Origin of the sequence: Pollutimonas sp. M17, assembly GCF_025836975.1 — a bacterium.
Lineage (GTDB): Bacteria > Pseudomonadota > Gammaproteobacteria > Burkholderiales > Burkholderiaceae_B.
In genome coordinates this window covers 2,915,810-2,941,612 of record NZ_CP107548.1, presented here as the reverse complement: position 1 = coordinate 2,941,612, position 25,803 = coordinate 2,915,810, and the positions used below count along the sequence as shown (strand labels likewise).

Sequence of the window (25,803 nt, the reverse complement as noted above, 5' to 3'; positions counted from 1 at the left end):
GTACCGTTAACTCTGTTTTTCCTACGCGTTCTGTCGTCCCTGGTCTGTCTTCCGTTGACGCCGCAGGCGGGGCCGCATGGCGATTCCGGCACGGCGTGCTTGTTTCCGCGTCTTCCTCGTCCAGGTGGGCGTCGGCCGAACTCCCTGCGCTTCGCTCCGGTCAGACAGCGGCCGACGACGTCCCCCGCCTTCCCTTCGGAAGCACGCGGCGCACGCCTACCGCCGGAATCGCCATGCGGCCCGGTCTGCGGCTGCATGAGAGAGAATGAAAGAGCTTGATTTGCGACGCTTCCCCTGGTTCAGGGGTTTGCGCTATTTGTGTTGGTTTCCGCAGAGCCTGCGGTATTCGCGTTGCCCCAGAAAGGCAGCATGGCCCGTAGCGCGCTGTCGCGCAGTATGAAGTGATGCGCCAATCCAATGGCGGCGTGGGCGCCAGCCAGGTACATCAATACATTTCCGAGCGTCCCGTGGATGTCTTCAAGCTGTTTTGAAAATGCCTTGTCGGTCACTGGTACATGTGGCAGCGCGATGCCGAGAAAATTCCAGTCGCTGGGCGACCACAGGCGGTTGGCGATGCCAAGCAGCGGCACGGCAAACAATAAGGCGTACAGCGCAAATTGCACAATACGGGCCAGCCACTGCTGCCATGAGGGCGGTGGCGGGGCGATGCGGGGACGTTCACCACGCAGACGCGCCATAATCCGCGGGATCATCATCAGCAGAATCGCTATGCCAAACTGGATGTGAGCCCATTTGAATACCGCGCGCATGGCCGAGCCCTTGGGGGACCAGCCGTGCGCGTAGATCAGGATAAGGACCAAGGTAAGAAGAACAAATACAAGCCAGTGGAATCGCCGGACCGACAAAGGATAGTGTGAATCGTTCATAGAGACTTTGATGGTCGTATCGAAAATAGGATGAAAACGTGCAAGAGGCGTACGCTTCCAGTTTACGCTTCAAGGTCGATTCAATATTTGCTTTTTAGTAGACAGTCAGAGAATTCACTGGCAATCGACTTTCCGTACAAGTTCATTTTTTTGCAATAATCATTACGCCTTCAGTGATGCTGTAACCGTAGCCATAGCCGTAGCCCCACCCTCCGGTTTGATGGCCGCCGCCACCTTTTTTATATTCCCAGTTGTACTGTCCAGACGTAATATCGGAAACGGAAACGACTTCATACCCACCCTTGTTCAATTCTGAGATGGCTTGACTTACGTCGTCGGCGAGCCGAGCGCCATCAATCTCGCAATCGGACCAGCCGGTTTGTTCCCAGCGCTCTTCTTTGCGTACAACGTCTTTTTGCCCGCCAAAGAATCCTTTAGTTTTCTGGCCGGTAGGCACCTTTACGGTTCGGGTTTTTCCTACTGGCTTAAAGAAAGCTTCTACATAAACGACTTTATTCATTGTTTCCTCTAACAAGCCTAAGACGGAAACAATATTACACAAATAGAATTATTAACAAAATAAGCCTGCTTGCGGAACTGTGGGATAGCACGATACGACACCAGACTAATTGATCTTTGCTTATTAGGGCTATGATATAACTCAAAAATATAAATATATGATTCAATAATATAAGGCTAGTCTCTCAACAGGAGGAAGACATGGAAAAACTGACTAATGCAGGCCGTCGCCGCATGCTGGTGTCAACCGGTAGCGTTGTAGCTTTGGCTGGTTTGGGCGGTCCGGCGCACGCCGATACCGGTGCCGCGGACCCCGGCGCGGGCGGCTCGGCCGCCAAGCCCTTGCCCGGCTACGCCAGCTGGAAAGACGCCGACAGTATGATCGTTCATAGCGCGAACACGATAGAAACCCGGCGAACGGCCTTTGGAAACAGCGTCATCACGCCCATTGACCGCCTGTTCGTCCGTAATAATGTCGCGCCGCCCACCGATGCCAGCATGGTCAAAGAGCCCGACAGCTGGACGCTGGAGGTCAGCGGCGTTGCCAAGCCGCGCAGCTTCACCGTGGCCGAGCTTAAAAAGCTGGGATTGACGGCCGTACCCATGGTCCTGCAATGCTCAGGCAACGGCCGGGCCTGGTTTCCCCATAAGCCCAGCGGCACGCAATGGACGGTGGGCGCCGCCGGTTGCGTGATTTTTGCCGGCGTGCCGGTCAAGGCCGTGCTGGAAGCGGTGGGAGGCATGGCGGACGGGATGGTCTACATGACCAGCACGGGCGGCGAAGCGATTCCGCAAGGACTGGATCCCAATACCATCAGAGTCGAGCGTTCGGTGCCGATTTCGGCCATCGAGGACGCCATTCTGGCGTGGGAGCTGAACGGCCAGGCCCTGCCGCTGGCGCATGGCGGGCCCTTGCGCATGATCGTGCCCGGCTATACGGGCGTGAACTCCATCAAATACATCAAGCACCTGGCCTTCACCAAAGAACAGTCGCCGGCCAAGATACAGCAAACCAGCTATCGGTGGACACCGGTGGGCGGCAAGCCCAGCCCAAGCGAAGACTCCATCTGGGAAATGCCGGTCAAATCCTGGATCAACTATCCGTCCGACCCCGATCAAACCATTCCGGCGGGGCGTGTGCAGATCAGCGGCGTTGCCATGGGCGGGATGACCGCGGCCAAGTCCATCGAGGTCTCGGTCAATGGCGGCAAGGATTGGCAGAAGGCGGAGTTCGTGGGTCCAGATTTGGGCAAGTATGCCTGGCGTGAATTTGTCTTCAGCACCGATCTGGCCGCCGGCACGCATGAGCTGGCCTGCCGGGCCACCAACGAGGCTGGCGACACCCAGCCCGAAGAGCGCCGCGAAAACAATCGCGGCTACATCAACAACAGCTGGCGCGACCACATGGTGGTGGTCAAGGTCGCCTAAGGAAAGAAATGAAGCGTTTTGCGTTATCGGCCGCAGCAGGCTTGTTATGGATGGGCATGGCGGGGGCCAGTTGGGCGGAGGGCGCCGACCCCCAGCAGTTGGAGAAGGGCAAGGCTCTGTTCATGACGGGCGCCGTGCCTGCCTGTGCGGTGTGCCACACCCTGAGCGACGCCGGGGCAAGCGGGGCCATCGGCCCGGACCTTGACGAACTCAAGCCCGATGCGGCGCGCATCAAAAAGGTGTTGCAGGAAGGCATGGGCGTCATGCCTTCCTTTGCCGATACCCTGGACGAAGCCTCCATGGATGCCATAGCGGCTTATGTCGTGCACGCGACGGGCGGCGGAAAGTAAGCAGCTAGACCTTGGGTCCGTCAAGCAGTAAGCAGGAAAGTCCGCCTCGCGGGCTTTTTTGCGTTAAAGATGCAAATTTACATCTGTCTGTTCTAACTAAATAGAAATAGGCATAAATTAATGTGTTTCGATGAGAAAAACACATTAATTTGTTTTAAATGCACATACGATTATTTCATTAAGAAATTGTTGTATGTGCGACGCATTTTTGAGTATGATTTACGCCATGACATACAAAGAGTTTTGTCGACAGTTGGGAAAGGCCGGGTTAAGCATTCGCGAGTTTGCCGAACTTATAAAAATGAACCATAACTCGATCACTAACTGCGCTAAGAAGGGAGAGGTTCCGTCGCACTTAGCGGTGATTTCTGCGCTACTGGGTGAGATGGGCGAGCAAAAAATAGATTTTCGCGCCGTTTTGTTCGATATCGAAATTGCTCCGAAAAAGCCGCGTGGCGGCGCTGCGAAAGGGCGTTTCGGGGGCAGCAAGCAGACAATTTTGGATTTGTTCGCACCGGAACCGAAGGAGGTTGTATCGGAATAGCGGGCTGTATCGCTTATAGGCAACAAAGCACAGGCCCCTGTATGCTGTTGTTATATACAGTTAAAATGGATGCAAGGCTATTCGGTAACTTATGCGAGGCAAACTATGGGTGCGATTCCGCAATTTAATCTACAACAGTCGCTCGACACCTTTCACGACCCGAAGCAGCAGTATCTCGCCATGAAATCGATGGCCCGCGGCTATGCGGAAGGGCTTGCAGAGCCCGGTAGATTGGCATTGGTGCAAGTTTTTTGTGTTTCGATGGTATGTGGCTATTGGGATACAGTAGTTCACGCCAAAGGAAAGCAATTAAAGATTAAATCCCCTCCTTTCGGAACTACTGGGCTTGATCCCATAGCAATGAAGTTGGCTTCGGAAATTGGAGCACTTGTTGCCCAGTTTCCCGCCGCTGATGCGGGCTATCTGATCGGCAGTGTGTACACCGTGATGTTGCCGGAATCGATGCGTTCGGCCCTTGGCGCGTTTTACACACCACCTTCATTGTCAGAACGCTTGATCGACCTAGCCGTAGCAGCCGGATTCGATCCGGCCAAGCACAGCGCCTGCGATCCGTCATGTGGCGGCGGAGCATTTCTTGCCCCAGTGGCGGCCCGGATGCTAAAAGCAGCGCCCGCAGGCAGCCCGGAATTGACACTGCGGCGGATAACCGCGCGCTTGCGTGGTAGTGAAATAGACGCTTTTGCTGCGTGGATGTCTGAGGTCTTATTGGAAGTCACCTTGCTGGACTTGGTCATCACCAGCGGGAAACGGACATCGTCAGTCGTGAATGTCGGTGATTCGCTGGATTTGGATGATGCCTTCGGCACGTTTGATTTGGTGATTGGTAATCCACCCTATGGCAGGGTCACACTTTCTGATTCTTTGCGCCAAAAGTTTTCACGAAGTCTTTATGGACATGCCAATCTGTATGGTGTATTTACCGACTTGGCCTTGCATTTGTGCAAGCCCGATGGGGTTATAGCCTATGTCACGCCAACGTCGTTCCTAGGCGGACAATACTTCAAGGCATTGCGTGCCTTGCTATGTGCTCAAGCGCCTGCCCATGCCATAGATATCGTATTTGGTCGGGACGGGGTTTTTGATGATGTTTTGCAGGAAACGGCCCTGACGTCCTACCGCAAGCATGCACAGCCATCGCCCGTCGTGGTCTCGAACGTAATCACTGGCGCTCACGACAAGGCCGAAGCAACATTAATCGGAAAGTACAGACTCGATGAGAACGGTGGCCCATGGCTGTTACCGCGCTCGGAACAACAAGCATCTTTTTTCCAAGATTTGCGCAAGATGGAGACGCGGCTTTCTGATATTGGTTATGGCGTCTCCACTGGGCCGTTGGTCTGGAATCGGCATAAGGCCCAGTTAAAATCAGCAATCAAGGGTGAAAACGTCTATCCCTTGATTTGGGCGGAATCCATCGCCTCTGCAAAGTTCGTCTTTTCCGCTGCGAAGAAAAATCATGCTCCCGCTATCGAGGTGCTGGATAGTCAGCCTCATTTGCTGACCAAAACGTCGTGTGTGTTGGTTCAGCGTACGACCTCCAAAGAGCAGGCCCGACGTTTGGTATGCGCCGTTCTGCCAACAGACTTTCTGGTCAAGCACGGCGCGGCTGTCATCGAGAACCACGTCAATGCTATTTATCCAACTGTTTCCGACCCGGACATCACGCCCGAAACCATTGCAATGCTACTGAATTCCGTCCCTGCGGATGCTGCATTCCGTTGCATCAGTGGCAGCGTTGCCGTCTCTGCATATGAGCTCAATGCGCTGCCTTTGCCGACCTTGCACCAAATGAAGCAGCTCCAGATCCTGATACAAAGCCAAGCCACGCAAGCTACTATTCAGAACGCAATCGGGCGCTTTTATGGAATACGTGAATGACGTGGCCAGCTGTTCCAGCCTTAAGCACAGTAACTGAACGCTTGCCTCTGATATTTCCAGAAGGCGTCGAAAACCGACAATATTGCATCCGGGAGTCAACAGCGAAAACGGTGTTGACCATGATTTATTGTGGTGCCATACATGGCAGCAATCGATGGATACGGCCAAGTCAGGTTGTCGATATGTCCGATACTCAACTGGCGCTTTCCAGCCATGCTGAGCGTGAAGCATGGTGTGTTTACATGCATTCAAACAAGAAGAAAGAGCGCTCGCCGAAGGCATGGTATGCCGTCAATTCACGCGAGCAAATTCGAGACGAAAATATCGCGCGAGGCCTCATTCCAAATCAGGCTGTTATTGAGCGCCCAGGGATTCCAACCACTTCATCTAGACCGAAGTATGCCTTACAGCCCGAGTTTTCCGCACTGTTTGACGAATCAATACAAGGTGAATTCCTAGCGGCCGCCATAAGCGATTGGCAACTCCGTTTTCTGTCCGCGGCGGCAATGGCGCGGGCAACAATCATCCGAAATAACGCAGTAGCCTCTACTGATCGTGTTCCGGTGGTGTTCCCCAGCGGAAGTGCCATAACCTTGGCGCCCGGCGAAAGCTCGCGTATCACCAAGGCTGTCGTCGAACAATTCTCGCGCTATTTTTTGGTACAACCAGCGGTACTGTGGTTGTCCGAAAGTGCCAACAAGGTTATCGACCCGACGCTCGTCCATGCATTGCATTTGCATATTGACCAGTCCAAGAGCCTTCCGGATGTGATTCTGGTTGACCTTAGTCCGGCAAGCGGCGATATTCTGGTCGTCTTCGTTGAGGTGGTCCACACCGACGGTCCTATAAGCCAACAGCGCAAAGAAGCTTTGGAAGCGATTGCGCTTGAAGCTGGATTTGAAACCGAGCACTTGGCATACGTGACTGCATTTTCCGACCGAAGCGCCAGCCCGTATCGGGGGCTTGCACATAATTTGGCCTGGGACTCGTTCGTGTGGTTTGCATCTGAACCAGTTAACATCATTATGCTGCGCTCTGATAGTCAGAAGAAATTATCCCAGTTGCGATAAATCGTTGATGCAGGGGTAACTGCGGCCTAGTTCGAAGTAAAAGAGGAACTTAGTTTCATGACAGCCATGTGGATGATTCGAGGAGACGCTGGGCGTCTATATGGCTAACTATCAAGAGACTGATACGGTAACCAAGCAGTTGATGCCACTGAAGTATTTTTATGTACCCGCATAGGAAAACTAACAATTCTGGCCTTGACCACCGATGAGTTGAAGCAAGCCTATGAACAGCCAAAAGCCGACTTCTGCAGCCGTCTTAAGAACTCAGATACAGCAACGATAGAAACAGTCAAAGAAAGCAAAAAAGAACCCGCCAGAATTCAAATCCAGGCGGGCTCTTCCTTAACCTTAAACCGGAATTCTGGCCCAAGCAATAGTTACATCACTTCCGCCGCCGGATCTTCCTTCTTGACCTGCTTCACCAGGTCCTCGCGCTTCACGCCCAGCCACATCGCGATGGCCGCCGCCACGAACACCGACGAATAGATGCCGAACCAGATGCCGATGGTCAGCGCCAGCGAGAAATTATGCAGCGTGGGGCCGCCGAAGAAGAACATCGACATCACCATCATCTGGGTCGAGCCGTGCGTGATGATGGTCCGCGAGATGTTCTGCGTGATCGACAGGTCGATGATCTCGGACACCGCCATCTTGCGCTGCTTGCGGAAGTTTTCGCGGATACGATCCATCACCACCACGGATTCGTTCACCGAATAGCCCAGCACCGCCAGCACCCCGGCCAGCACCGACAGCGAGAACTCCCACTGGAAGAAGGCGAAAAAGCCCAGGATGATCACCACGTCGTGCAAGTTGGCGATGGCGCAGGCCAGCGCCAGCTTCCACTCGAAGCGGAAGCCCAGGTAAAGCAGGATGCCGCACACCACGAACAGCAGGGCCATCAAGCCGTTGTGCAGCAGTTCCTGCCCGACTTGCGGGCCTACGAATTCGACGCGCCGCAGCTCCACATCGGCGTGCTGCTGCTTCAGCGCCTGCATCACTTTTTCGCTTTGCTGTCCGGCGTCTTCGCCGTCGCGCGAGGGCAGGCGGATCATGATGTCTTGCGAGGTGCCGAAGTTCTGCACCTGGAAATCGGTGTAGCCCAGGCTTTGCACCGAGTTGCGCACGTCGTCCACCTGCACGGCCTGCTGGTAATGAACCTCCATGACCGTTCCGCCGGTGAACTCGATCGACAGGTGGAAGCCCCGCAAAAGAATGAACACCACCGCCGCAACAAAGGTGATCAGGCTGATCAGGTTGAGCACCAGCGCATGCCGCATGAACGGGATGGTGCGATGAATACGAAAAAATTCCATGTTGCTATGCCTGTAGTTGGTCTGCGCCGGCGGTGTGAACCGCCGGCGACTGCATTATTTTTTTTCGGGTTTCCAGATCTGGCCGATCGAAATGCTTTGCAAGCGGCGTTTGTTGCCGTAGAACAGATTGACCAGCGCGCGCACGCCGACGACCGACGAGAACATGGAGGTCAGGATGCCTATGCAGTGGACCACGGCGAAGCCGCGTATCGGACCCGTGCCGAAAGCCAGCAGGGCGACGCCCACGATGAGGCTGGTCAGGTTGGAGTCGAAAATCGTGGCCCAGGCGCGGTCGAAGCCCAAGTGTATGGCCTGTTGCGGCGTGGCGCCATTGCGCAATTCTTCGCGTATGCGCTCGTTGATCAGCACGTTGGCGTCGATGGCCATGCCCAGCGTCAGTGCGATGGCGGCGATGCCGGGCAGGGTCAGGGTGGCCTGCAGCATGGACAGGATGGCCAGCAGCAGCAGCACGTTGAAGGTCAGTCCGATGGTCGAGAATGCGCCCATCAGGTGGTAGTAGATGATGATGAAGATGGCGATGGCGATGAAGCCGTACAGCGTGGCGTCGAAGCCCTGCTTGATGTTGTCGGCGCCCAGGCTGGGGCCTATGGTGCGTTCCTCGATGATCTCCATGGGCGCGGCCAGCGCGCCGGCGCGCAGCAGCAGGGCGGTGTCGGCCGCTTCCTGGGCCGACATGCTGCCCGTGATCTGCACCTGGCCACCGGGGATTTCGCTGCGGATGACCGGCGCCGTCACGACCTGGCCCTTGCCCTGCTCGAACAGGACGATGGCCATGCGCTTGTTGATGTTGTTGCGGGTCACGTCGCGGAAGATGCGCGCGCCTTTGGAGTCCAGGGTCAGGTTGACCGAGGGCTGCTGGGTCTGCTGGTCGCGGCCGGGCTGGGCATCCTGCAGGTTCTCACCGGTCAGGATGACCTGGCGGCGCAGCAGCAGGGGGCGGCCGTCGCGGTCGGTGTAGCGCTCCAGGCCGAAGGGCACGGTACCGCCGCTGAGCGCCGCCATGGCGCTGGGCGAGTCGTCGACCATGCGGATTTCCAGGGTGGCGGTGCGGCCCAGGATTTCCTTGGCCTTGGCCACGTCCTGCACGCCGGGCAACTGGACCACGATACGGTCGGCGCCTTGCTGCTGGATGATGGGTTCGGCCACGCCCAGCTCGTTGATGCGGTTATGCAGCGTGGTGATGTTCTGTTTCAGCGCGTTGGTCTGCACCTGGGTAACGGCCAGCTCGGTCAGCTTGCCGGTCAGGGTGAACTGCCCGCCGTTCTCGCCGCTGTTCGTGAATAGCATGTCGGGCATGGCGCGGCGCAGTTCGGAGGCGGCCTGGTCGCGCGCATCGGCGCTGCTGAAGGCCGACACGATGGACAGGTCGCTGCGTTCGACGCCGGCGGTGGTGATCTTGGCTTCGCGCAGGACGTTGCGCACGTCGCTGGCGATGGAATCGTAGCGGCCCGTCAGGGCGCCTTTCATGTCGACCTGCAGCAGGAAGTGCACGCCGCCGCGCAAGTCCAGGCCCAGGTACATGGGATGGGCGCCCAGCGAGGACAGCCAGTTCGGCGATGCCGGCAGCAGGTTCAGCGCCACCGTGTAATCGGGGTCGGACGGGTCGGGGTTAAGCGCCTTTTCGATGATGTCCTTGGCACGCAGCTGGACATCGGTCGATTCGAACCGCACGCGGACCGTGCCGACGGGCCCGTTTTGTTCGAAATAGGCGCCGGTGGAGGTGATGTCGCTGCGCTTCAGTATGTCTTCGACCCGGGTCAGCACGTTGTTGTCGACCTTGACGGTGGACTTTGCGCCGGCTACCTGAACCGCAGGCGATTCCCCGAAAAAATTCGGTAGCGTGTAAAGCAGGCCTATGACCAGGGCTGCCAGTACGGTGATGTACTTCCAGAGAGGATAGCGATTCATTGTCGATCAACAGGCTAAAGCGAAGAAAAGCCCCGGACGGCGATCCGGAGCGCGCGCATCATGGGATCAGAGCGCCTTGATGGTGCCCTTGGGCAGGATGGAGGTGACGGCGGTGCGCTGCACCACGGTTTCCACCGGCTTGTCGCCCAGCATGCTGATTTCAACGGTGATGTAGCTGTCGCTGACCTTGGTCACCTTGCCCAGCAGGCCGCCGGTCGTGATGACTTCGTCGCCCTTGGCCAGGGCGGCGACCATGTTGCGGTGTTCTTTCTGACGCTTCATTTGCGGACGGATCATCAGGAAATAAAGGATCACGAACATCAGGATGATGGGCAGCATTCCCATCAGGGCGTTCTCTCCGCCGGGGGCGGCCTGGGCGGTGATCAGTTTCAGTGTTTCTATAGCGGCCATTGGGTGTACTCCTGAGGTGGTATTTTTTGGTTAACTCTGTATTGTAGCGATATCTTGCCTATTCGATGCCGCGGGCCCGGTCGCGGGCAAATTCTTCGCGCCACTGCTCGAAACGGCCGGCCTCGATGGCTGTGCGCATTTCCTGCATGATGGCCAGGTAGAAGTGCAGATTATGCAGGGTATTCAGGCGGGATCCGGTGATTTCATTGGCCCGTTGCAGGTGGTGCAGGTAGGCCCGCGAAAAGTGCCCGCAGGTATGGCAGGCGCAGGAAGGGTCCAGCGGCCGGGTGTCGTCGCGGTAGCGCGCATTGCGTATCTTGATGTCGCCGTAGCGCGTAAACAGCCAGCCGTTGCGCGCATTGCGGGTGGGCATGACGCAATCGAACATGTCCACGCCCCGGCTGACGCCTTCGACCAGGTCTTCGGGCGTGCCCACGCCCATCAGGTAGCGCGGCGCATCGGCGGGCAGGCGCGGCGTGACATGAGCCAGGATGCGCATCATGTCTTCCTTGGGCTCGCCCACCGACAGCCCTCCTATGGCGTAGCCTTCAAAGCCGATGTCGAGCAGGCCGGCCAGCGATTCGTCGCGCAGATGCTCGTACATGCCGCCCTGGACGATGCCGAACAGGGCGTTGGGATTCCCCAGTTCATGGAAGGCGGTGCGCGAGCGGCGGGCCCAGCGCAGCGACATGCGCATGGACTGGGCGGCCTCTTCGGCGGTGGCCGGGCGGCCGTCGATGGCGTAGGGCGTGCACTCGTCGAACACCATGGCGATGTCGGAATTGAGCGCGCGCTGGATGCGCATGGATTCCTCGGGTGTCAGGAACAGCCGCGAACCGTCGATGGGCGAAGCGAACTTGACGCCTTCCTCGGTGATCTTGCGCAAACCGTTCAGGCTGAAGACCTGGAAACCGCCCGAATCGGTCAGAATGGGCTTGTTCCATTGCATGAAACCATGCAGCCCGCCGTGCTTTTCCATGACGTCGGTGCCGGGGCGCAGCCACAAATGGAAGGTATTGCCCAGGACGATCTGCGCGCCGACCTCGTCGAGTTCATGCGGCAGCATGGCTTTTACGCTGCCGTAAGTGCCTACGGGCATGAAGATGGGCGTCTGGACGACGCCGTGATTAAGGGTGATCTGGCCCCGGCGCGCGGCGCCGTCGGTGGCCAAAAGCTTGAACTGTAAACCGGTCATTGCTGGGCGGATTCTATGAACATGGCATCGCCGTAGCTGAAGAAGCGATACCGGGATTGGACGGCGTGCGCGTAGGCGCGCTGTATGGGTTCCATGCCCGCCAGGGCTGAAACCAGCATGAGCAGGGTGGATTGGGGCAGGTGGAAGTTGGTGATCAGGGCATCCACCCAGGCGAATTTGTATCCGGGTGTAATGAAAAGCCGGGTGTCGCCCTCGATGACCCCGTCGGCGTCGGCATGCGGAGCGGCCGATTCCAGCGCCCGGACGCTGGTGGTGCCGACGGCCACGATGCGGCCTCCGGCCGCCTTCGTGGCCTTTATCTTCTCGATGGTTTCGGGCTGGACGCTGTAGCGTTCGGCATGCATGATGTGTTCGCTGAGCTTCTGCGTGCGCACGGGCTGAAAGGTTCCCGCGCCCACATGCAGCGTAACGAAGGCCTGGCCTATGCCCAGGTCGGCCAGCCGGGCCAGCATGTCCTGGTCGAAATGCAGGCCCGCCGTGGGGGCTGCGACCGCGCCCGGCTCGCGCGCATACACCGTCTGGTAGCGCTCGTCGTCGTCCTGCCCCGCGGCATGCTCTATATAGGGAGGCAGCGGCGTTGCGCCATGGCGATCCAGCAGGTCCAGAACCCGCTCGGGAAACTCGATCTCGAACAATTCGCCCTGGCGGCCCAGGACGGTGGCGGAAAATGCGCCATCGGCCAGGCTCAGCCGGCTGCCGGGCTTGGGCGATTTGCTGGCCTTGATATGAGCCAGCGCCGTCGTGGCCGAGGTAATGCGTTCGACCAGCGCTTCGACCTTGCCGCCGCTTTCCTTTTGTCCCAGCAGCCTGGCCTTGATGACGCGGGTGTCGTTGAACACCAGCAGGTCCGCGGGCTTCAGGAGGCTGGGCAGATCGATGAATTGCCGGTCGCGCAGCGCGCCTTGGCTATCCAGATGGAGCAGGCGGCTGTCGACGCGCCGGGTGGCGGGCGATTGGGCGATAAGCTCCTGCGGCAGCTCATAATTGAACTGGGAAAGTTCGAGATCAGGGTTCACGTCGGAAGTCTAGGAGGAGGGCGCGGCATGCGTCCTTAATGAATTTTGTGCCGGTATTTTAAGCCGCGGCGACGATTTTCTGCTCGAGCCCCATACGGAAAGGGCCTTCTTTGGTTATGCTGATGCTTTTTCAGGAAAGCCGCACCATGTCATTCTTGCTGACGCCGCAGGGCCGGACTCGTGTACGGGGCACGTGGCTTCGCCGCGCGGTCCTGGCTGGGGCGCTGGCCTTTTTTTCCGCCGGAAGCGCGCTTGCGCAGAACCTCCCGGCCGACCTGGAGAAGTCGTGGCGGGCGACGCGGCTTCCCGCCAATTCGATGTCGCTGTACGTGCAGGAGATAGGCGGCCCGCCGCTCATTTCCGTCAATGCCTCGGAGCCGCGCAACCCGGCTTCCGTCATGAAAATGGTCACGACCTGGGCGGCCTTGTCGGGCCTGGGCCCCGACTACACCTGGAACACGGCCTTCTTCGCCAAGGACGGCGGACGGGTCGACGCCTATGGCACGCTGGCTGGCCCTTTGTATCTGAAGGCCGGCGGCGACCCCTTGCTGACCGTGGAAGAGCTGTGGGGGCTGTTGCGCGAGCTGCGCCTGCGCGGCATCAAGAATTTGTCCGAAGTCGTGGTGGACCGGTCCATGTTCGGCCAGGTCGCGAGCGATCCCGGCGAGTTCGACGGCGCACCCGATCGCCCCTATAACGCCAGCCCGGACACCATGATGGTGGGCCTGGGTGCCGTGCGCCTGCTGTTCCAGCCCGATCGCCAGGCACGCAAATGGGTGCCCATCATCGATCCGCCCGTGCAGGGCCTGCGCATCGACGGCGAAATCAAATGGAGCGACGCGGTCTGCCCCGGTTCGCCTTCGATCGGAACGCAGGTGGCGGCGTCCGGCCGCGATATCGTCGTACGGCTCAGCGGCACCGCGGCCGGTTCCTGCGGCGAGTTCAGCGTATATCGGCTGGCCCTGTCCCAGCCTCAATACTTTTCCGCCTTGTTCCAGATGCTGTGGAAGGAACTGGGCGGCACCCTGGCCAAGGGCCTGCGGGACGGCAGAATGCCGGCGGGCTTGATGCCGGTGGTGTCGCGCGACTCGGAATCCTTGGCGGACACCATTCGCCTGATCAACAAGCAAAGCAACAATGTGATGGCGCGCACCCTGCTCCTGACCCTGGGCGCCGAGAAGCTCGGGCCGGGCGCCACCACACAGACCGGCGCCGCCGCGCTGCTGGCCGTTCTGAAAAGCCAGGGCGTGGACACCCGCGGCTGGGTCATCGACAATGGCGCGGGGCTGTCGCGCACCGGCAGGCTGACGGCACAGGGGCTGGCCGGCATGCTGGAGGCCGCCTGGCGCTCGCCGCTCATGCCGGAATTCATGTCCTCGCTGGCGATCTCGGGCGTCGACGGCACCATGCGGCGCCGATTGCGCGACGATGAAACCCGTGGCATGGCGCACCTGAAGACGGGGACCTTGCGCGACGTGCGCGGGCTGGCGGGCTATGTGCTGGGAGCCAGCGGCAAGCGCTATATTCTGGTCAGCTTCGTCAACGACGATCGCTCCGCGGCCGTGCGCGCCTTCGACGACGCTCTGGTTGCCTGGCTGGCGGCCCGTTAGCCTTCGCTCATCAATCTTATATAAGGTCTTTGTCAAGGAAGTACCATGCCCATACATGAAATTCGCCATCCGCTCATACGCCACAAGCTGGGCCTGATGCGCCGAGCCGACCTGAGCACCAAGAATTTCCGCGAGATGGCGCAGGAAATCGCCGCCTTGCTCACTTACGAAGCGTCGAAAGACCTGCCCCTGGAGCCGTCCAGCATCGAAGGCTGGTCCGGGCCCCTGAACGTCGAAAAGCTGGCGGGAAAGAAGGTGACCGTGGTCCCGATATTGCGGGCCGGCATCGGCATGCTGGACGGCGTCCTCAGCCTGATACCCGGCGCCAAGGTCAGCGCCGTGGGCATCGCGCGCAACGAGGAAACCCTGGAAGCCCAGACGTATCTCGAGCGCCTCGTGGGCCAGCTGGATCAGCGCCTGGCCCTGATCGTCGATCCCATGCTGGCCACGGGTGGTTCCATGGTGGCCACCATAGACCTGCTGAAGAAGGCCGGTTGCCGGAACATCCGCGCACTGGTGCTGGTCGCGGCGCCCGAAGGCATCGATGCCGTCGAAAGACACCACCCGGACGTGCATATCTACACGGCGTCGATAGACAGCCACCTGAACGAGGACGGTTACATCATTCCTGGCCTGGGCGATGCCGGCGACCGTATTTTCGGCACGCGGCAAAAAGTCCTCTGATGCGCATGCGTGGGTGACTGCCGGGGCCGAGCGCCGCTGTAACCGTCGTACATGATTTCTAACGTTTCATCGTTAAAAGCCGGGAGTGCCGCGTGCAAATAAGGTAGTATGAAAGTTCGGCATATTACTCAGGCGTTGTCTATGCGTTGTCCACGGTGGTGTTGGGGTCTCGCGGGTTTGATGCTGGGTCTGGCGGGAAGCCCGGCCCTGGCAGGCCTGTGCCAGGCGCCTTTCATGCACAACGGCGGCCAGGCGCAGCTGAGCGGCTCGGGCGGCATGCAGCTCGGCGCGGATCTGGCTTTTTCCGAAGTCCGCAAGCAGGGCAGCGATTGCGAAGCCCGGGTGCAGGGCACGGCCACCTTCGGCCTGATGGGCCTGCCGCCCGGCAAGTCGTCGGTGGATTACTGGATGGCGGTCAGGAACGGCCAGGCCACTTTCGAGCGGCGCGACGCCCAGGGCAAGCGCGAACCGGTGAACGGCAAATTCGATTTGCGCATGCTGGGGCTGTTCGCCTACGGCGAGCCCATCACGCGGGCCGGCCAGACGTTTCCCGCTTTGCGCTTCCAGATCAATCTTGACAAGAAGGCCGTCCAGACGCAGCCTATCGTTGTCCATACCGGGCAGAAAACCGTGGGCGAACGCCAGGCCATGCAAACTGCGGCGGGCGAGCAATCGTGCTGGCCGGTGCGCTATACGCGCCGCACGGAACCGATCCAGGCCTCGTTCAACGGCCTGGTGCTGCCGGTGCCCGGCATGACGTCGTCGGTCACCGACTGGTTCTGCCCCGACGTGCATATGGTGATGAAGCAGGAAAGTGTTCAAAGCGGCGTCGAGTCGCTGGTCGAGGTCACCCGGCTCGAGTAGCCGTGTGTCGATCTCGGGTTGTAGTTGTACCGTTGTAATGTGTTAACCGACTCTCGATTTAGGAGCTGATCATGGCGACAAAGAAAAGTGTTCAAGCAAGCGAAGAGGAATTCATCGACAGCGTCAAGGAAAGCCTGGACGATGCCGAGAAGCTGCTGCGCGAGGCGGCTGAGGCAACGGGCGACAAGGCCGCCGAATTGCGCGAAAGCGCGATGCGTTCGCTCAAGCGCACGCGCGAAGCGCTGTACGATACACAAGACGCCTTGCTGGAGCGCGGGCGCCGGGCGGCGCGGGCCACCGACGACTATGTTCACGACAATCCCTGGCAGGCCATCGGGATGGCGGGCCTGGCCGGGGTGCTGATCGGCGCACTGATCTGCCGCCGCTAGGTGGCGACGCTGCAGACTCATCCACTGTAAAAAGGGCGAACCATGGCGCTTCGACAATCGGTAGGCGACCTGGCCTGCACTTTGCTTTCCATCGTGCGCACCCGCCTCGAGCTGTTTTCGCTCGAGGCCTCCGAGCAGAAGGCGAATCTCATCGCCATTCTGGGCTTGGCCTTCGGGGCGCTGTTGTTCCTGACCCTGGCCGCCTTGGTGTTTTCGATCGCGGTGGCGCTGTATTTCTGGCCGACGGACCAGCGCTATCTGGCGCTGGGCTTCCTGGCCTTGCTGTACGCCGTGCTGGGGCTTGGCCTTTTCTGGGCTGTGCGGCGCAAGCTGCTGTTTTCCCCCATGCCTTTTTCGGCCACCGTTGACGAATTGCGCCGCGACCTGATGCTGGTGGAGCGCCTGCGCGATCCCCCGCATTCCGATTGGCCTGCCAACAAGGACTTGCCATGAAGCCAACTTCGCCGGCCAAGGAACGCGCCCTGAAAATCGAGCTATTGCGCGCCCGCGCCGCGCTGGAGCGGCAAAGCATGGCGCGAAGCGTCCAGAACCTGGGCGTGGCCTTCACCCCGCGCGGGTTGCTGCGCAGCGTTTTCCCCCGAGCCTCGAGCAAGTCTCCCAGCGACTGGATATTCCAGGCCCTGACGCTGACGCGCCGCTATCCGCTGCTTGCGTCCAGTGTGTCGGCCGTATTGGGCGGGGTCGGCAAGCGCCGGCGCTGGTGGCGCATCGGGGCGGGCTTGCTGCTCAGCTGGCAGGTGGCCCGCATGAGCCGCAAGGACGACTGACGCCGCAGGGTGAATCCTTGCGGCGGCAGCCGTGCTGGCCGGTTACAAGCCCAGCTCGCTCCAGATGGCGTCTACGCGCGTCTTGACGGAGGCGTCCATTTCTATGGGCGTGCCCCATTCGCGCTGGGTTTCGCCCGGCCACTTGTTTGTGGCATCCAGGCCCATCTTCCCGCCCAGGCCCGAAACCGGCGAAGCGAAGTCCAGGTAGTCGATGGGCGTATTCTCGACCAGGACCGTGTCGCGGACCGGATCCATGCGCGTGGTCATGGCCCATACGACTTCCTTCCAGTTCCGGACATCCACGTCGTGGTCGACCACGATGATGAACTTGGTGTACATGAACTGGCGCAAAACGCTCCATAGGCCGAACATCACGCGCTTCGCATGGCCCGGGTACTGCTTGCGCATGGAGACCACCGCCAGGCGATAGCTGCAACCTTCGGGCGGCAGGTAGAAATCCACGATCTCGGGCAATTGCCGTTTCAGCAGCGGCACGAAGACTTCGTTGAGCGCCACGCCCAGGACGGCGGGCTCGTCGGGCGGCTTGCCGGTGTAGGTGCTATGGTAGATGGGATCGCGGCGCATGGTGATGCGCTCGACGGTAAAGACCGGAAACCAGTCCTGTTCGTTGTAATAGCCGGTATGGTCCCCATAGGGGCCCTCCAGCGCCATTTCATACCCGGTATCCTCGGGCGCGGCGACACCTTCGGGCGGCACGGACCGCATGGCTCGGCTGTCCGACGAGGGCAGTATATGGCCTTCCAGGACGATCTCGGCAAAGGCCGGCACGGACAGGTCGCTGCCCAGCGCCTTGGTCACTTCAGTGCGCGAGCCGCGCAGCAAGCCCGCGAACTGATATTCGGACAGGCTGTCGGGAACCGGCGTGACCGCGCCCAGTATGGTTGCGGGGTCGGCGCCCAGCGCCACGGCGATGGGGAAGGGCTTGCCCGGATGGGCCAGTGCATGGTCCCGGAAATCCAGGGCGCCGCCGCGATGCGACAGCCAGCGCATGATGAGCTTGTTGCGGCCGATCAGTTGCTGACGGTAGATGCCCAGGTTCTGCCGCCTGGCATTCGGCCCGCGCGTCATCACCAGGCCCCAGGTCAGCAGGGGGGCGATGTCGCCCGGCCAGCAGCGTTGCAGCGGAATCCGGTTCAGGTCCACGTCATCGCCTTCCAGCACGACGTCCTGGCAGGCCGCGCCCTTGACGGTCTTGGGACTCATGTCCCACAGCGCGGCCTTGAGCATGGAGACCGTCGCCAGGGCATCGCGCAAGCCGCGCGGCGGCTCGGGCTCGCGCAAGGACGCGAGCAGTTCGCCCGTCTGGCGCAGTGCGCCGACTTCTTCCGCCCCCATGCCCCAGGCCACGCGCCGCGGCGTACCGAACAGATTGGTCAGCACCGGCATCTGCGCCGGCTGGCCATTGTGCAGGGCGTTCTCGAAAAGCAGGGCGGGGCCTTCGGCGCGCAGCACGCGGTCGCTGATCTCGGTCATTTCCAGATCGGTGCTGACGGGGTGCGTCACGCGCTTCAGTTCGCCTTTGGCTTCGAGCTGGGCGATAAAGTCTCTTAAATCACGGTATTTCACAGAATCAGGCCATCAGGTTACTGTCGGATTACATTTCCGGGCAGAGAAGGTTAACATCGACCTTCTTTATTTTATTGGGAAGGGGTGCAATGGCGGTCATGGGTTCCGAAAGCGTCATGGGTCGCTCCATGCGCACAGCCGGTTACCAGGTCAGCGAGTTCGTGCACGTCTGTGCAATATACCTGGGTATCGCCGTGCTGGTCACGGTGGTGCTGAGCGTGGCCGTGCCTTCGCTGCGCGAGCAGGCTCGGCAAATCCATGAGGCGCTGATCATCGCCCTGCGCCCCGACGACTTCAAGCAGGACATGCTGGCCTCGTTCGCCGGCGGCGCTTTGGCGGACGGCGATACCGTCCAGGACGTCCCCGCCGATGCCGTGGCGTCGGGCGCGGCAAGCCTGATCAGCTTCAGCCGCGCGCTGAAGGCGTCCCAAGCGGGGCGGCATGCGGCGGGACTGACCAATAGCCAGGCCCAGGCGCTGCGCAGCTATATCGCCCGGAAATACAAGATTGCCCATAGCGTGGCCGGCGCCCTGGTCAACACGGCGTTTGTCGTGGGCAAGGAAAAGGCGCTGGATCCGCAGCTGATCCTGGCGGTCATTGCCATCGAATCGCGCTACAACCCTTATGCGGAAAGCCATGTGGGCGCCCAGGGCCTGATGCAGGTGATGACCAGTGTCCATAAAGACAAATTCGAGGCGTTCAGCGACGGAGCCATGGCCGCCTTGAATCCCATTGCGAACATGCGCGTCGGCGTCCAGATACTGTACGACTGCATAAAGCGGCGCGGCTCGGTGGAAGGCGGCCTGGCCTGTTATGTGGGCGCCACCGGCCCCACCGACGGCGGCTATGGCGCCAAGGTCATCGCCGAATGGCGGCGCATCGCCCTGGCTTCGGGCATTCCCGTGCGGCGATAGGGTGCTGTTTGCCCGCCAGGCATCCGGGCGCGCAGCAGCGCATCGGAGCCCGGTTTTCCGGCTGCGCCGCTGGAATCAGGCCAGAAAGCGCTCGATGCGGCTTATGGCCTCTTTGAGGCGATCCAGCCCCGTGGCATAGGAAAAACGCATGCTGTGCGCCGCATGCGCCGGTCCGAAATCCAGGCCCGGCACGGCCGCCACCCCCGCTTCATGCAGCAGCCTGTGCGAAAAATCGCTGCTGTCCTGGCTGTGCGCGCGGATGTCGGCATAGATATAGAACGCGCCGTCGGGTGCGACCGGAACGTGCAGGCCCAGGCGCTCGAATTCGGGCAAAAGGTAGTCGCGCCTTTCCTTGAACGACAGGCGCCGGTTTTCATAGATGCGCATGACTTCGGGTTCGAAGCAGGTCAATGCCGCGTGCTGGGCCAGGGCGGGCGCGCAGATCGCCAGGCTGGCCGCCAGTTTCTCGACCGCCGCAATCATGTGTTCAGGGACGATCAGCCAGCCCAGGCGCCAGCCCGTCATGTGGAAATACTTGGAGAAGCTGTTGATGACGACGATGTTGTCGTCCAGCGTCAGCGCGCTTTGGGGCGCGTCGCCATAGTAGAGGCCCAGGTAGATTTCATCCATGATGATGAAGCCGTCGCGCTGCCGGACTTCCTCGATCAGCGCCTTCAGGTCTTCCCGGGCGATGGTCGTGCCGGTGGGGTTGCTGGGCGAGGCGATCAGCACGCCGCGGGTGGCCGGGCCCCAATGCTTGCGTATGTCCTCGGCTCCAAGCTGGAAGCGCTGTTCGGCCGAGCAGGGGATCAATCGGGGTATGCCGCCCGATCCGGTAATGAAGTTCTGGTTGGCGGGATAAGAGGGATCCGGCATGAGGATTTCATCGCCGGGGTTGATCAGGGCCATGCCGGCCAGCAGCAGCGCCCCCGAGGCGCCCGAGGTGACGATCACCCTTTCGGGGTCGACGGCCGCGCCGAACTGCTGCGCATAGTAATGGGCAATCGCGTCGCGCAGCGTGCCGATGCCGGCCGGCGGCGTGTAGCCGCTCAGCCCCGCCTGGGCGGCGCGATTCAGGGTTTCGATGACTTGGGCGGGAGCCGTAAAATCGGGTTCTCCTATTCCCAGGCTGATGATGTCGCGACCCTGCGCATTCAGGGCGCTGGCCTGCTTGAACAGCTCCACAGCGTAGAATGGCATCACTTGTTCGGTACGCTTGGCAAGTCGGGGCATAAGGCGAAAATCTCGGGCAAAAGCACGATTGTAATGGGTGGGCCTCTCCACGGTCTTTTATTTGCAACAGGTACAAAGGAATCCAGACATGCAGTCCTCGTCCCGCCGCGCTTTCCTGACCGGGCGACGCGCTACCCAGACTCCTTGGGACGCTTTTTGCCAGCGTCTCCGCAATGCGGTCTCCGGTACGTTTTTCGAGTTCGACAAGGGCGATGGCCCCGGCCGCGCCCGGCTGGTGCCCAAGCAGGCCTCCGATGTGCACAAGGCCCGGGCCTTGTGCGCCGAATACCAGGTGGTGCTGGCGCTGGATGGGGTGCCGCATTCCGCCCGGCTGGATGAGCGGCCGGTATTGTGGGTCGAACCGGGGCGCGATCTGGGCAATTGCCAGCGGCTGGAGCCGGGAAGCAGCAAGTGGTTCGTCCAGCCGGGCTGCCTGCTGGGTGAGCTCGAGGCGGCGGGCCTGGCCCAGTTTGCCGACCTGCCCTGCCACATCACCGTGGCGGCGTGGCTGGCCGACCGCAGCCTGTGCGATTGGCCGGCGGGCCAGACCGCCCGGTCCGGGGTGGCGCATGCGTCCGTCATGCTGGCCGACGGCTCCAGTGTCAGCCTCGGGCCATTTGGCGAAAGCAACAAGAAGCCGCTGCAGGGAGCTCGCCTGCAGCGGCTGGTTCCCTCTCTATTTCAACTGGCCGCCGGCGCCGATGCCCAGGCTTGCACGCGCAACCGCCTGTGGCCGGCGCGCTATCGCCTTGATGCGCTGCTGCCCGCGGCCGGACAAACCGTCAACCTGGCGCACCTGCTGCTGGGCCATGGGGGCGACCTGGGCTGGGTGGAGTGGGTGGTCATCGACGAGCAGTCGGCCCAGCCCGGCTCTGAACCGGCCTACGCCGACCGCTACACGTCCGGCCGGGCGGCCGCATGCGATCTTGCGGCGCAGGCGGGCGATCTGGATACCCAGGTCAAGGGGTTTTTCGACCCCTCCGATCTTTTTCCCTATCCGGGCCAGGACATATAAAAAGCGGCGCGGCCCCGGCGCGCTTTCATGTTCCAAACTGTGGCAAGGGACTAGAATGAGCGTCTATTTAATTTCACACACTCGAGTCCATCATGGAAGAAACGCTTCGCAAAGCCGCCCTGGAATACCACGAGCACGGCCGCCCCGGGAAAATATCCGTCACGCCGACCAAGCAATTGTCCAATCAACGCGATCTGGCCCTGGCTTATTCCCCCGGCGTGGCGGCCGCTTGCGAAGAAATCGTCACCAATGAGCAAAACGCCTTCCGCTACACGGGGCGCGGGAACCTGGTGGGTGTGATCACCAACGGCACGGCGGTGCTGGGACTGGGCAACATCGGTCCGCTGGCCTCCAAGCCGGTCATGGAAGGCAAGGCGGTGCTGTTCAAGAAGTTCGCCGGCATCGATGTCTTCGACATCGAGATCAATGAAACCGACCCGGACAAGCTGGTGGAGATCATCGCGGGACTGGAGCCCACCTTCGGGGGCATCAACCTGGAAGACATCAAGGCGCCCGAGTGCTTTACGGTCGAGCGCAAGCTGCGCGAGCGCATGAACATTCCCGTCTTCCACGACGACCAGCATGGCACGGCCATCTGTGTTTCGTCGGCCTTCCTGAACGGCCTGCAGGTGGTCGGCAAGGACATCGCCAAGGTCAAGGTGGTGGTGTCGGGCGCGGGCGCCGCCGCGCTCTCCTGCCTGGACCTCATGGTCGACCTGGGCCTGCCGCTGGAAAACATCTGGGTCTCCGACATCGAAGGCGTGGTCTACAAGGGCCGCACGGTGCTCATGGATCCGGACAAGCAGCGTTTCGCGCAGGAAACGTCCGCGCGCACCCTGGGCGAAATCATCGACGGCGCCGATGTGTTCCTGGGCTTGTCCGCCGGAGGCGTCCTCAAGCCCGAGATGGTCGCCCGGATGGCGGCCCGGCCGCTCATCCTGGCCCTGGCCAACCCCAATCCCGAGATCCTGCCCGAAGACGCGCATGCGGCGCGCGACGACGTGGTCATGGCCACCGGACGCTCCGACTACCCCAACCAGGTCAACAACGTTCTGTGCTTCCCCTATATATTTCGCGGTGCGCTGGACGTCGGCGCCACCACGATCACGCGCGGCATGGAAAAGGCCGCCGTGCTGGCGATCTGCAAGCTGGCCCAGGAAGAGCAGAACGATGTCGTGGCCGCCGCCTATGGCACGTATGGCGTGTCGTTCGGGCCTGAATACTTCATTCCCAAGCCCTTCGATCCGCGCCTGATCGTACGCATCGCGGTCGCCGTGGCCAAGGCGGCCATGGAGGACGGCGTGGCCACGCGGCCGCTGGCTGATATCGAAAGCTATGCCGAGCAGCTCCAGCAGTTCGTGTATCGCTCGGGTTCCTTCATGAAGCCGCTGTTCTCGACAGCCAAGAAGCTGGTGCGCGACGGCGGCAAGACACGCATCGTGTTCACCGAAGGCGAAGAAGAGCGCGTGCTGCGGGCGGTGCAGATCGTCGTCGACGAGAAGCTTGCCCGTCCCATCCTGGTGGGGCGCCCCGCCGTGCTGGCGGACCGCATCAAGAAATTCGGATTGCGCATCCGGCTGGGCGAGGACGTGGAAGTCACCAACCCCGATTACGACGAGCGCTTCCATCAGTACTGGACCACGTACTGGGAAATCATGTGCCGCCGAGGGATCAGCAAGGAAATGGCGCGCGTCGAAATGCGCCGCCGGCTGACCCTGATCGGCGCCATGATGCTGCGCCTGGGCGACGCCGACGGCCTGGTCTGCGGCACGGTGGGGGCGTATGCGGACCACTTGCGCTTCATCGATGAAGTCATCGGCAAGGTGCCCGGCGCAAAGACCTACGCCGCCATGAATATCCTGCTGCTGGCCGAACGCACCATCGCGCTGGCCGACACCCACATCAACGACAATCCCAATGCGGAGCAGGTGGCCGAGATCACCCTCGCGGCCGCCGCGGAAATGCGCCGCCTGAACATGGAGCCCAAGGTCGCCTTGCTGTCGCGCTCCAACTTCGGCACGGGCAGCTCCGCGTCCGGAGCCAAGATGCAGGAAGCCCTGGCCATCGTCCGCGAACGCGAGCCGGAACTGGAGATCGACGGCGAAATGCATGGCGACTGCGCGCTGGACGAGTCCCTGCGCCGGCGCATATTGCCGTCGACCAGCCTGCACGGCGAGGCCAATCTGCTTATCTGCCCCAATGTGGACTCGGGCAATATCGCCTACAACCTGCTCAAGACCGCGGCAGGGGGCAATGTGGCGGTGGGGCCCTTCCTGCTGGGCGCGAATGCGCCGGTCCATATCCTGACGTCCAGTTCCACCGTGCGCCGCATCGTCAACATGGCGGCGCTCACCGTACTCGATGCCAACACACCGCGCGGCACCTGAGCGGCCCGGCGCCGGCAGCGAACCCGTCGGCCTGGTGCTGACGGGAGGCGGGGCCAGGGCGGCCTACCAGGTAGGCGTCCTGGCAGGCATTCTCGACGTGCTCGACCCGGATCGCTCGCCGGATTTCGCCAATCCCTTCGATATCATTTGCGGGACGTCCGCGGGGGCGATCAATGCCTGCGCCCTGGCATGCCACGCGCAGGATCCGCATACGGCCACGGACCGGCTGGAGGAGTTGTGGGGCAGCCTGCAAACGGGCACGGTGTATCACGCCGATGCGGCCCGCCTGCTGCGCACGGGCCTGCGCTGGTTCGCCATGCTGGCCATCGGCTGGCTGATGCCCGACATGCGCAGCCGGCAGCCGCGCTCCCTGCTGGATAATCAGCCGCTGGGCGAGCTGCTGTCCGCGACGTTGAACTTCGAACAGCTGGAGTGCAATCTGTCGGATGGCGCCCTGCGTGCGCTGGCCATCACCGCCACGGCATACACCACGGGCGAGCACATCACCTTCTATCAATCCAAGGGGACGATCAAGCCCTGGCAGCGGTCGTTGCGGCAGGCGGTGCCGTCCAAGATAGGCGTGGATCATCTGCTGGCCTCCAGCTCATTGCCCTTTATCTTTCCGGCGCAGTCGATGCTGATCGGCGGGCAGGGGCTGTGGTGCGGCGATGGGTCCATGCGGCAGCTGGCCCCCATGAGTCCGGCCATCCATCTGGGGGCGAAGAAGATCCTGGTCATCGGCACCGGCTACAAGGACGACACGCACCCCGAGAAAAAAGAGACCAAGCCCGGTTACCCGACGCTCGCGCAAATCGGAGGCCACGCCTTATCCAATATATTTCTGGACAGCCTGTCCATGGATGTGGAACGCATGCAACGCATCAATGAGTTGCTTGCGCAATTGCCGGTAAATGTATTAAAAAGCCAGTCGCTGCGCCCGGTAAGCACTTTTGTCGTGACTCCCAGCCGCTCCCTGGACGAGATGGCGCTGGCGCATCTGGATCAGATGCCGCGCGCTGCTCGTACCCTTTTCCGCGTCCTTGGTGTATCGTCGGCTTCCGGGCCCAAAATGGGCAACGGCGGTGCACTGATTTCGTATTTGTTGTTCGAGGCCGGCTATACCCAGGAACTGATACGCCTGGGGCGGGCCGATGGCATGAGTCGTGCTGAGGAAGTAAAAGCGTTTTTCAAGGAGGCGCCCCCATGAGCCAAGCGCAGTCATTGCAAAAAAAATTGCAAAAAGGCGGTTTGATCGATGCGTCCGTCGTCTCTCAGGACGAGGCGCTCAGTGCGGCCCGGACAGCGGGCATCAGCGCCTTCGTTGTTGATTGCGATCGGGCTCGCAGCCGGTCCGCCGTGTTGCGCGCGGTGGTGAAAGCCGTGGATTTCCCGGAATACTTCGGCGGGAATCTCGACGCCTTGTATGACTGCCTGTGCGACACGGTACTGGATCACAAGAACGGCCTGTTCCTATGGTTTTACAAGCTGCATTCGGGCGATCCCGCGCTGGCGGATGATTCGGACGCCATCCTGGGGGTGTGCGCCGATGTCGTTGAATTCGCCTCGAACAATGACAGGCGCTTCGCCTTTGCGGTCGAGCATGCGGGCAAGCATCCCGACCCCGAGCCCGGCGTCGAACCCACGCCTTATTCGGGCGGCCGGGAAGAGTAGCTGACACTGTTGCGGCCACTCCTCGATACAGGCATGAGCCCTAAGCGCTTTTGACGGTATTTTTCATTTTTGCGACGTC

At 61.0% G+C, this 25,803-nt stretch carries 25 protein-coding genes; 16 read left to right on the top strand and 9 right to left on the bottom strand.

Annotated features, from left to right (window positions below):
- Nucleotides 1-299: 299 nt before the first annotated feature.
- Both OEG81_RS13860 and OEG81_RS13855 read right to left on the bottom strand, forming a co-directional pair.
- On the bottom strand, nt 300-887 hold the full coding sequence (locus tag OEG81_RS13860; RefSeq protein ID WP_264129864.1) for a cytochrome b: 588 nt from the start codon (nt 885-887) through the stop codon (nt 300-302).
- Nucleotides 888-1,029: 142 nt separating this feature from the next.
- A complete protein-coding gene (locus OEG81_RS13855; RefSeq protein ID WP_264129863.1) occupies nt 1,030-1,407 on the bottom strand; it encodes a hypothetical protein in 378 nt (125 codons plus the stop codon).
- A 200-nt stretch (nt 1,408-1,607) separates the two neighbouring features.
- Here OEG81_RS13855 and OEG81_RS13850 point away from each other — a divergent pair, with 200 nt between their 5' ends.
- From OEG81_RS13850 to OEG81_RS13830, 5 genes are all read left to right on the top strand, one after another.
- Nucleotides 1,608-2,834 (top strand): sulfite oxidase, encoded by a 1,227-nt coding sequence (locus OEG81_RS13850; protein WP_264129862.1) that lies wholly within the window; start codon nt 1,608-1,610, stop codon nt 2,832-2,834.
- 8 nt (nt 2,835-2,842) lie between these two features.
- Nucleotides 2,843-3,184, top strand: a complete 342-nt coding sequence (locus tag OEG81_RS13845; protein ID WP_264129861.1) for a c-type cytochrome — start codon at nt 2,843-2,845, stop codon at nt 3,182-3,184.
- A 226-nt stretch (nt 3,185-3,410) separates the two neighbouring features.
- Nucleotides 3,411-3,728: an XRE family transcriptional regulator gene (locus OEG81_RS13840; protein WP_264129860.1), complete on the top strand. Its 318-nt coding sequence runs from the start codon at nt 3,411-3,413 to the stop codon at nt 3,726-3,728.
- 105 nt (nt 3,729-3,833) lie between these two features.
- Entirely contained in the window at nt 3,834-5,627 is a 1,794-nt protein-coding gene (locus tag OEG81_RS13835; protein ID WP_264129859.1) for a class I SAM-dependent DNA methyltransferase, read from the top strand.
- Entirely contained in the window at nt 5,624-6,697 is a 1,074-nt protein-coding gene (locus tag OEG81_RS13830; RefSeq protein ID WP_264129858.1) for a BsuBI/PstI family type II restriction endonuclease, read from the top strand. Before OEG81_RS13835 ends, OEG81_RS13830 begins: the two co-directional genes overlap by 4 nt.
- A 377-nt stretch (nt 6,698-7,074) precedes the next feature.
- Here OEG81_RS13830 and secF read toward each other — a convergent pair whose 3' ends face one another.
- The 5 genes from secF to queA form a co-directional block, all read right to left on the bottom strand.
- Nucleotides 7,075-8,010 (bottom strand): protein translocase subunit SecF, encoded by a 936-nt coding sequence (secF, locus tag OEG81_RS13825; protein WP_264129857.1) that lies wholly within the window; start codon nt 8,008-8,010, stop codon nt 7,075-7,077.
- Between the two features lie 54 nt (nt 8,011-8,064).
- Nucleotides 8,065-9,939 carry a protein translocase subunit SecD gene (gene secD, locus OEG81_RS13820; RefSeq protein WP_264129856.1) on the bottom strand — a complete coding sequence of 625 codons (1,875 nt, stop codon included), beginning with the start codon at nt 9,937-9,939 and terminating at the stop codon, nt 8,065-8,067.
- Between the two features lie 66 nt (nt 9,940-10,005).
- Nucleotides 10,006-10,350: a preprotein translocase subunit YajC gene (yajC, locus tag OEG81_RS13815; RefSeq protein WP_264129855.1), complete on the bottom strand. Its 345-nt coding sequence runs from the start codon at nt 10,348-10,350 to the stop codon at nt 10,006-10,008.
- A 58-nt stretch (nt 10,351-10,408) separates the two neighbouring features.
- Entirely contained in the window at nt 10,409-11,545 is a 1,137-nt protein-coding gene (gene tgt / locus OEG81_RS13810; protein WP_264129854.1) for a tRNA guanosine(34) transglycosylase Tgt, read from the bottom strand.
- A complete protein-coding gene (gene queA, locus OEG81_RS13805; RefSeq protein ID WP_264129853.1) occupies nt 11,542-12,582 on the bottom strand; it encodes a tRNA preQ1(34) S-adenosylmethionine ribosyltransferase-isomerase QueA in 1,041 nt (346 codons plus the stop codon). Before queA ends, tgt begins: the two co-directional genes overlap by 4 nt.
- Before the next feature lie 146 nt (nt 12,583-12,728).
- Between queA and dacB the strand changes: the two genes are divergently transcribed.
- From dacB to OEG81_RS13775, 6 genes are all read left to right on the top strand, one after another.
- A complete protein-coding gene (dacB, locus tag OEG81_RS13800; protein ID WP_264129852.1) occupies nt 12,729-14,192 on the top strand; it encodes a D-alanyl-D-alanine carboxypeptidase/D-alanyl-D-alanine-endopeptidase in 1,464 nt (487 codons plus the stop codon).
- 45 nt (nt 14,193-14,237) lie between these two features.
- On the top strand, nt 14,238-14,876 hold the full coding sequence (gene upp, locus OEG81_RS13795; RefSeq protein WP_264129851.1) for a uracil phosphoribosyltransferase: 639 nt from the start codon (nt 14,238-14,240) through the stop codon (nt 14,874-14,876).
- A gap of 141 nt (nt 14,877-15,017) precedes the next feature.
- Nucleotides 15,018-15,740: a hypothetical protein gene (locus OEG81_RS13790; RefSeq protein ID WP_412034072.1), complete on the top strand. Its 723-nt coding sequence runs from the start codon at nt 15,018-15,020 to the stop codon at nt 15,738-15,740.
- 71 nt (nt 15,741-15,811) lie between these two features.
- Nucleotides 15,812-16,129: a DUF883 family protein gene (locus OEG81_RS13785; protein ID WP_264129850.1), complete on the top strand. Its 318-nt coding sequence runs from the start codon at nt 15,812-15,814 to the stop codon at nt 16,127-16,129.
- A gap of 42 nt (nt 16,130-16,171) precedes the next feature.
- Entirely contained in the window at nt 16,172-16,582 is a 411-nt protein-coding gene (locus tag OEG81_RS13780) for a phage holin family protein (RefSeq protein WP_264129849.1), read from the top strand.
- Nucleotides 16,579-16,917 (top strand): hypothetical protein, encoded by a 339-nt coding sequence (locus tag OEG81_RS13775; protein ID WP_264129848.1) that lies wholly within the window; start codon nt 16,579-16,581, stop codon nt 16,915-16,917. The genes OEG81_RS13780 and OEG81_RS13775 overlap by 4 nt, the downstream gene beginning before the upstream one ends.
- 42 nt (nt 16,918-16,959) lie before the next feature.
- On the opposite strand, the gene ubiD is transcribed toward OEG81_RS13775, so the two are convergent.
- The gene (gene ubiD, locus OEG81_RS13770; protein WP_264129847.1) at nt 16,960-18,504 is read right to left on the bottom strand and encodes a 4-hydroxy-3-polyprenylbenzoate decarboxylase; all 1,545 of its coding nucleotides are present in this window, start codon (nt 18,502-18,504) and stop codon (nt 16,960-16,962) included.
- 89 nt (nt 18,505-18,593) lie between these two features.
- Between ubiD and OEG81_RS13765 the strand changes: the two genes are divergently transcribed.
- A complete protein-coding gene (locus OEG81_RS13765; RefSeq protein WP_412034071.1) occupies nt 18,594-19,418 on the top strand; it encodes a transglycosylase SLT domain-containing protein in 825 nt (274 codons plus the stop codon).
- A 75-nt stretch (nt 19,419-19,493) separates the two neighbouring features.
- Here the strand turns inward: OEG81_RS13765 and OEG81_RS13760 are convergent, their stop codons facing one another.
- Nucleotides 19,494-20,651, bottom strand: a complete 1,158-nt coding sequence (locus tag OEG81_RS13760; RefSeq protein ID WP_264129845.1) for a pyridoxal phosphate-dependent aminotransferase — start codon at nt 20,649-20,651, stop codon at nt 19,494-19,496.
- An 88-nt stretch (nt 20,652-20,739) separates the two neighbouring features.
- Between OEG81_RS13760 and OEG81_RS13755 the strand changes: the two genes are divergently transcribed.
- The 4 genes from OEG81_RS13755 (at nt 20,740) to OEG81_RS13740 (ending at nt 25,724) form a co-directional block, all read left to right on the top strand.
- The gene (locus tag OEG81_RS13755; protein ID WP_264129844.1) at nt 20,740-21,666 is read left to right on the top strand and encodes a hypothetical protein; all 927 of its coding nucleotides are present in this window, start codon (nt 20,740-20,742) and stop codon (nt 21,664-21,666) included.
- A 92-nt stretch (nt 21,667-21,758) separates the two neighbouring features.
- The gene (locus OEG81_RS13750) at nt 21,759-24,053 is read left to right on the top strand and encodes an NADP-dependent malic enzyme (protein WP_264129843.1); all 2,295 of its coding nucleotides are present in this window, start codon (nt 21,759-21,761) and stop codon (nt 24,051-24,053) included.
- A complete protein-coding gene (locus OEG81_RS13745) occupies nt 24,028-25,260 on the top strand; it encodes a patatin-like phospholipase family protein (protein ID WP_264129842.1) in 1,233 nt (410 codons plus the stop codon). The genes OEG81_RS13750 and OEG81_RS13745 overlap by 26 nt, the downstream gene beginning before the upstream one ends.
- Nucleotides 25,257-25,724 (top strand): barstar family protein, encoded by a 468-nt coding sequence (locus tag OEG81_RS13740; protein ID WP_264129841.1) that lies wholly within the window; start codon nt 25,257-25,259, stop codon nt 25,722-25,724. Before OEG81_RS13745 ends, OEG81_RS13740 begins: the two co-directional genes overlap by 4 nt.
- Nucleotides 25,725-25,803 lie beyond the last annotated feature (79 nt).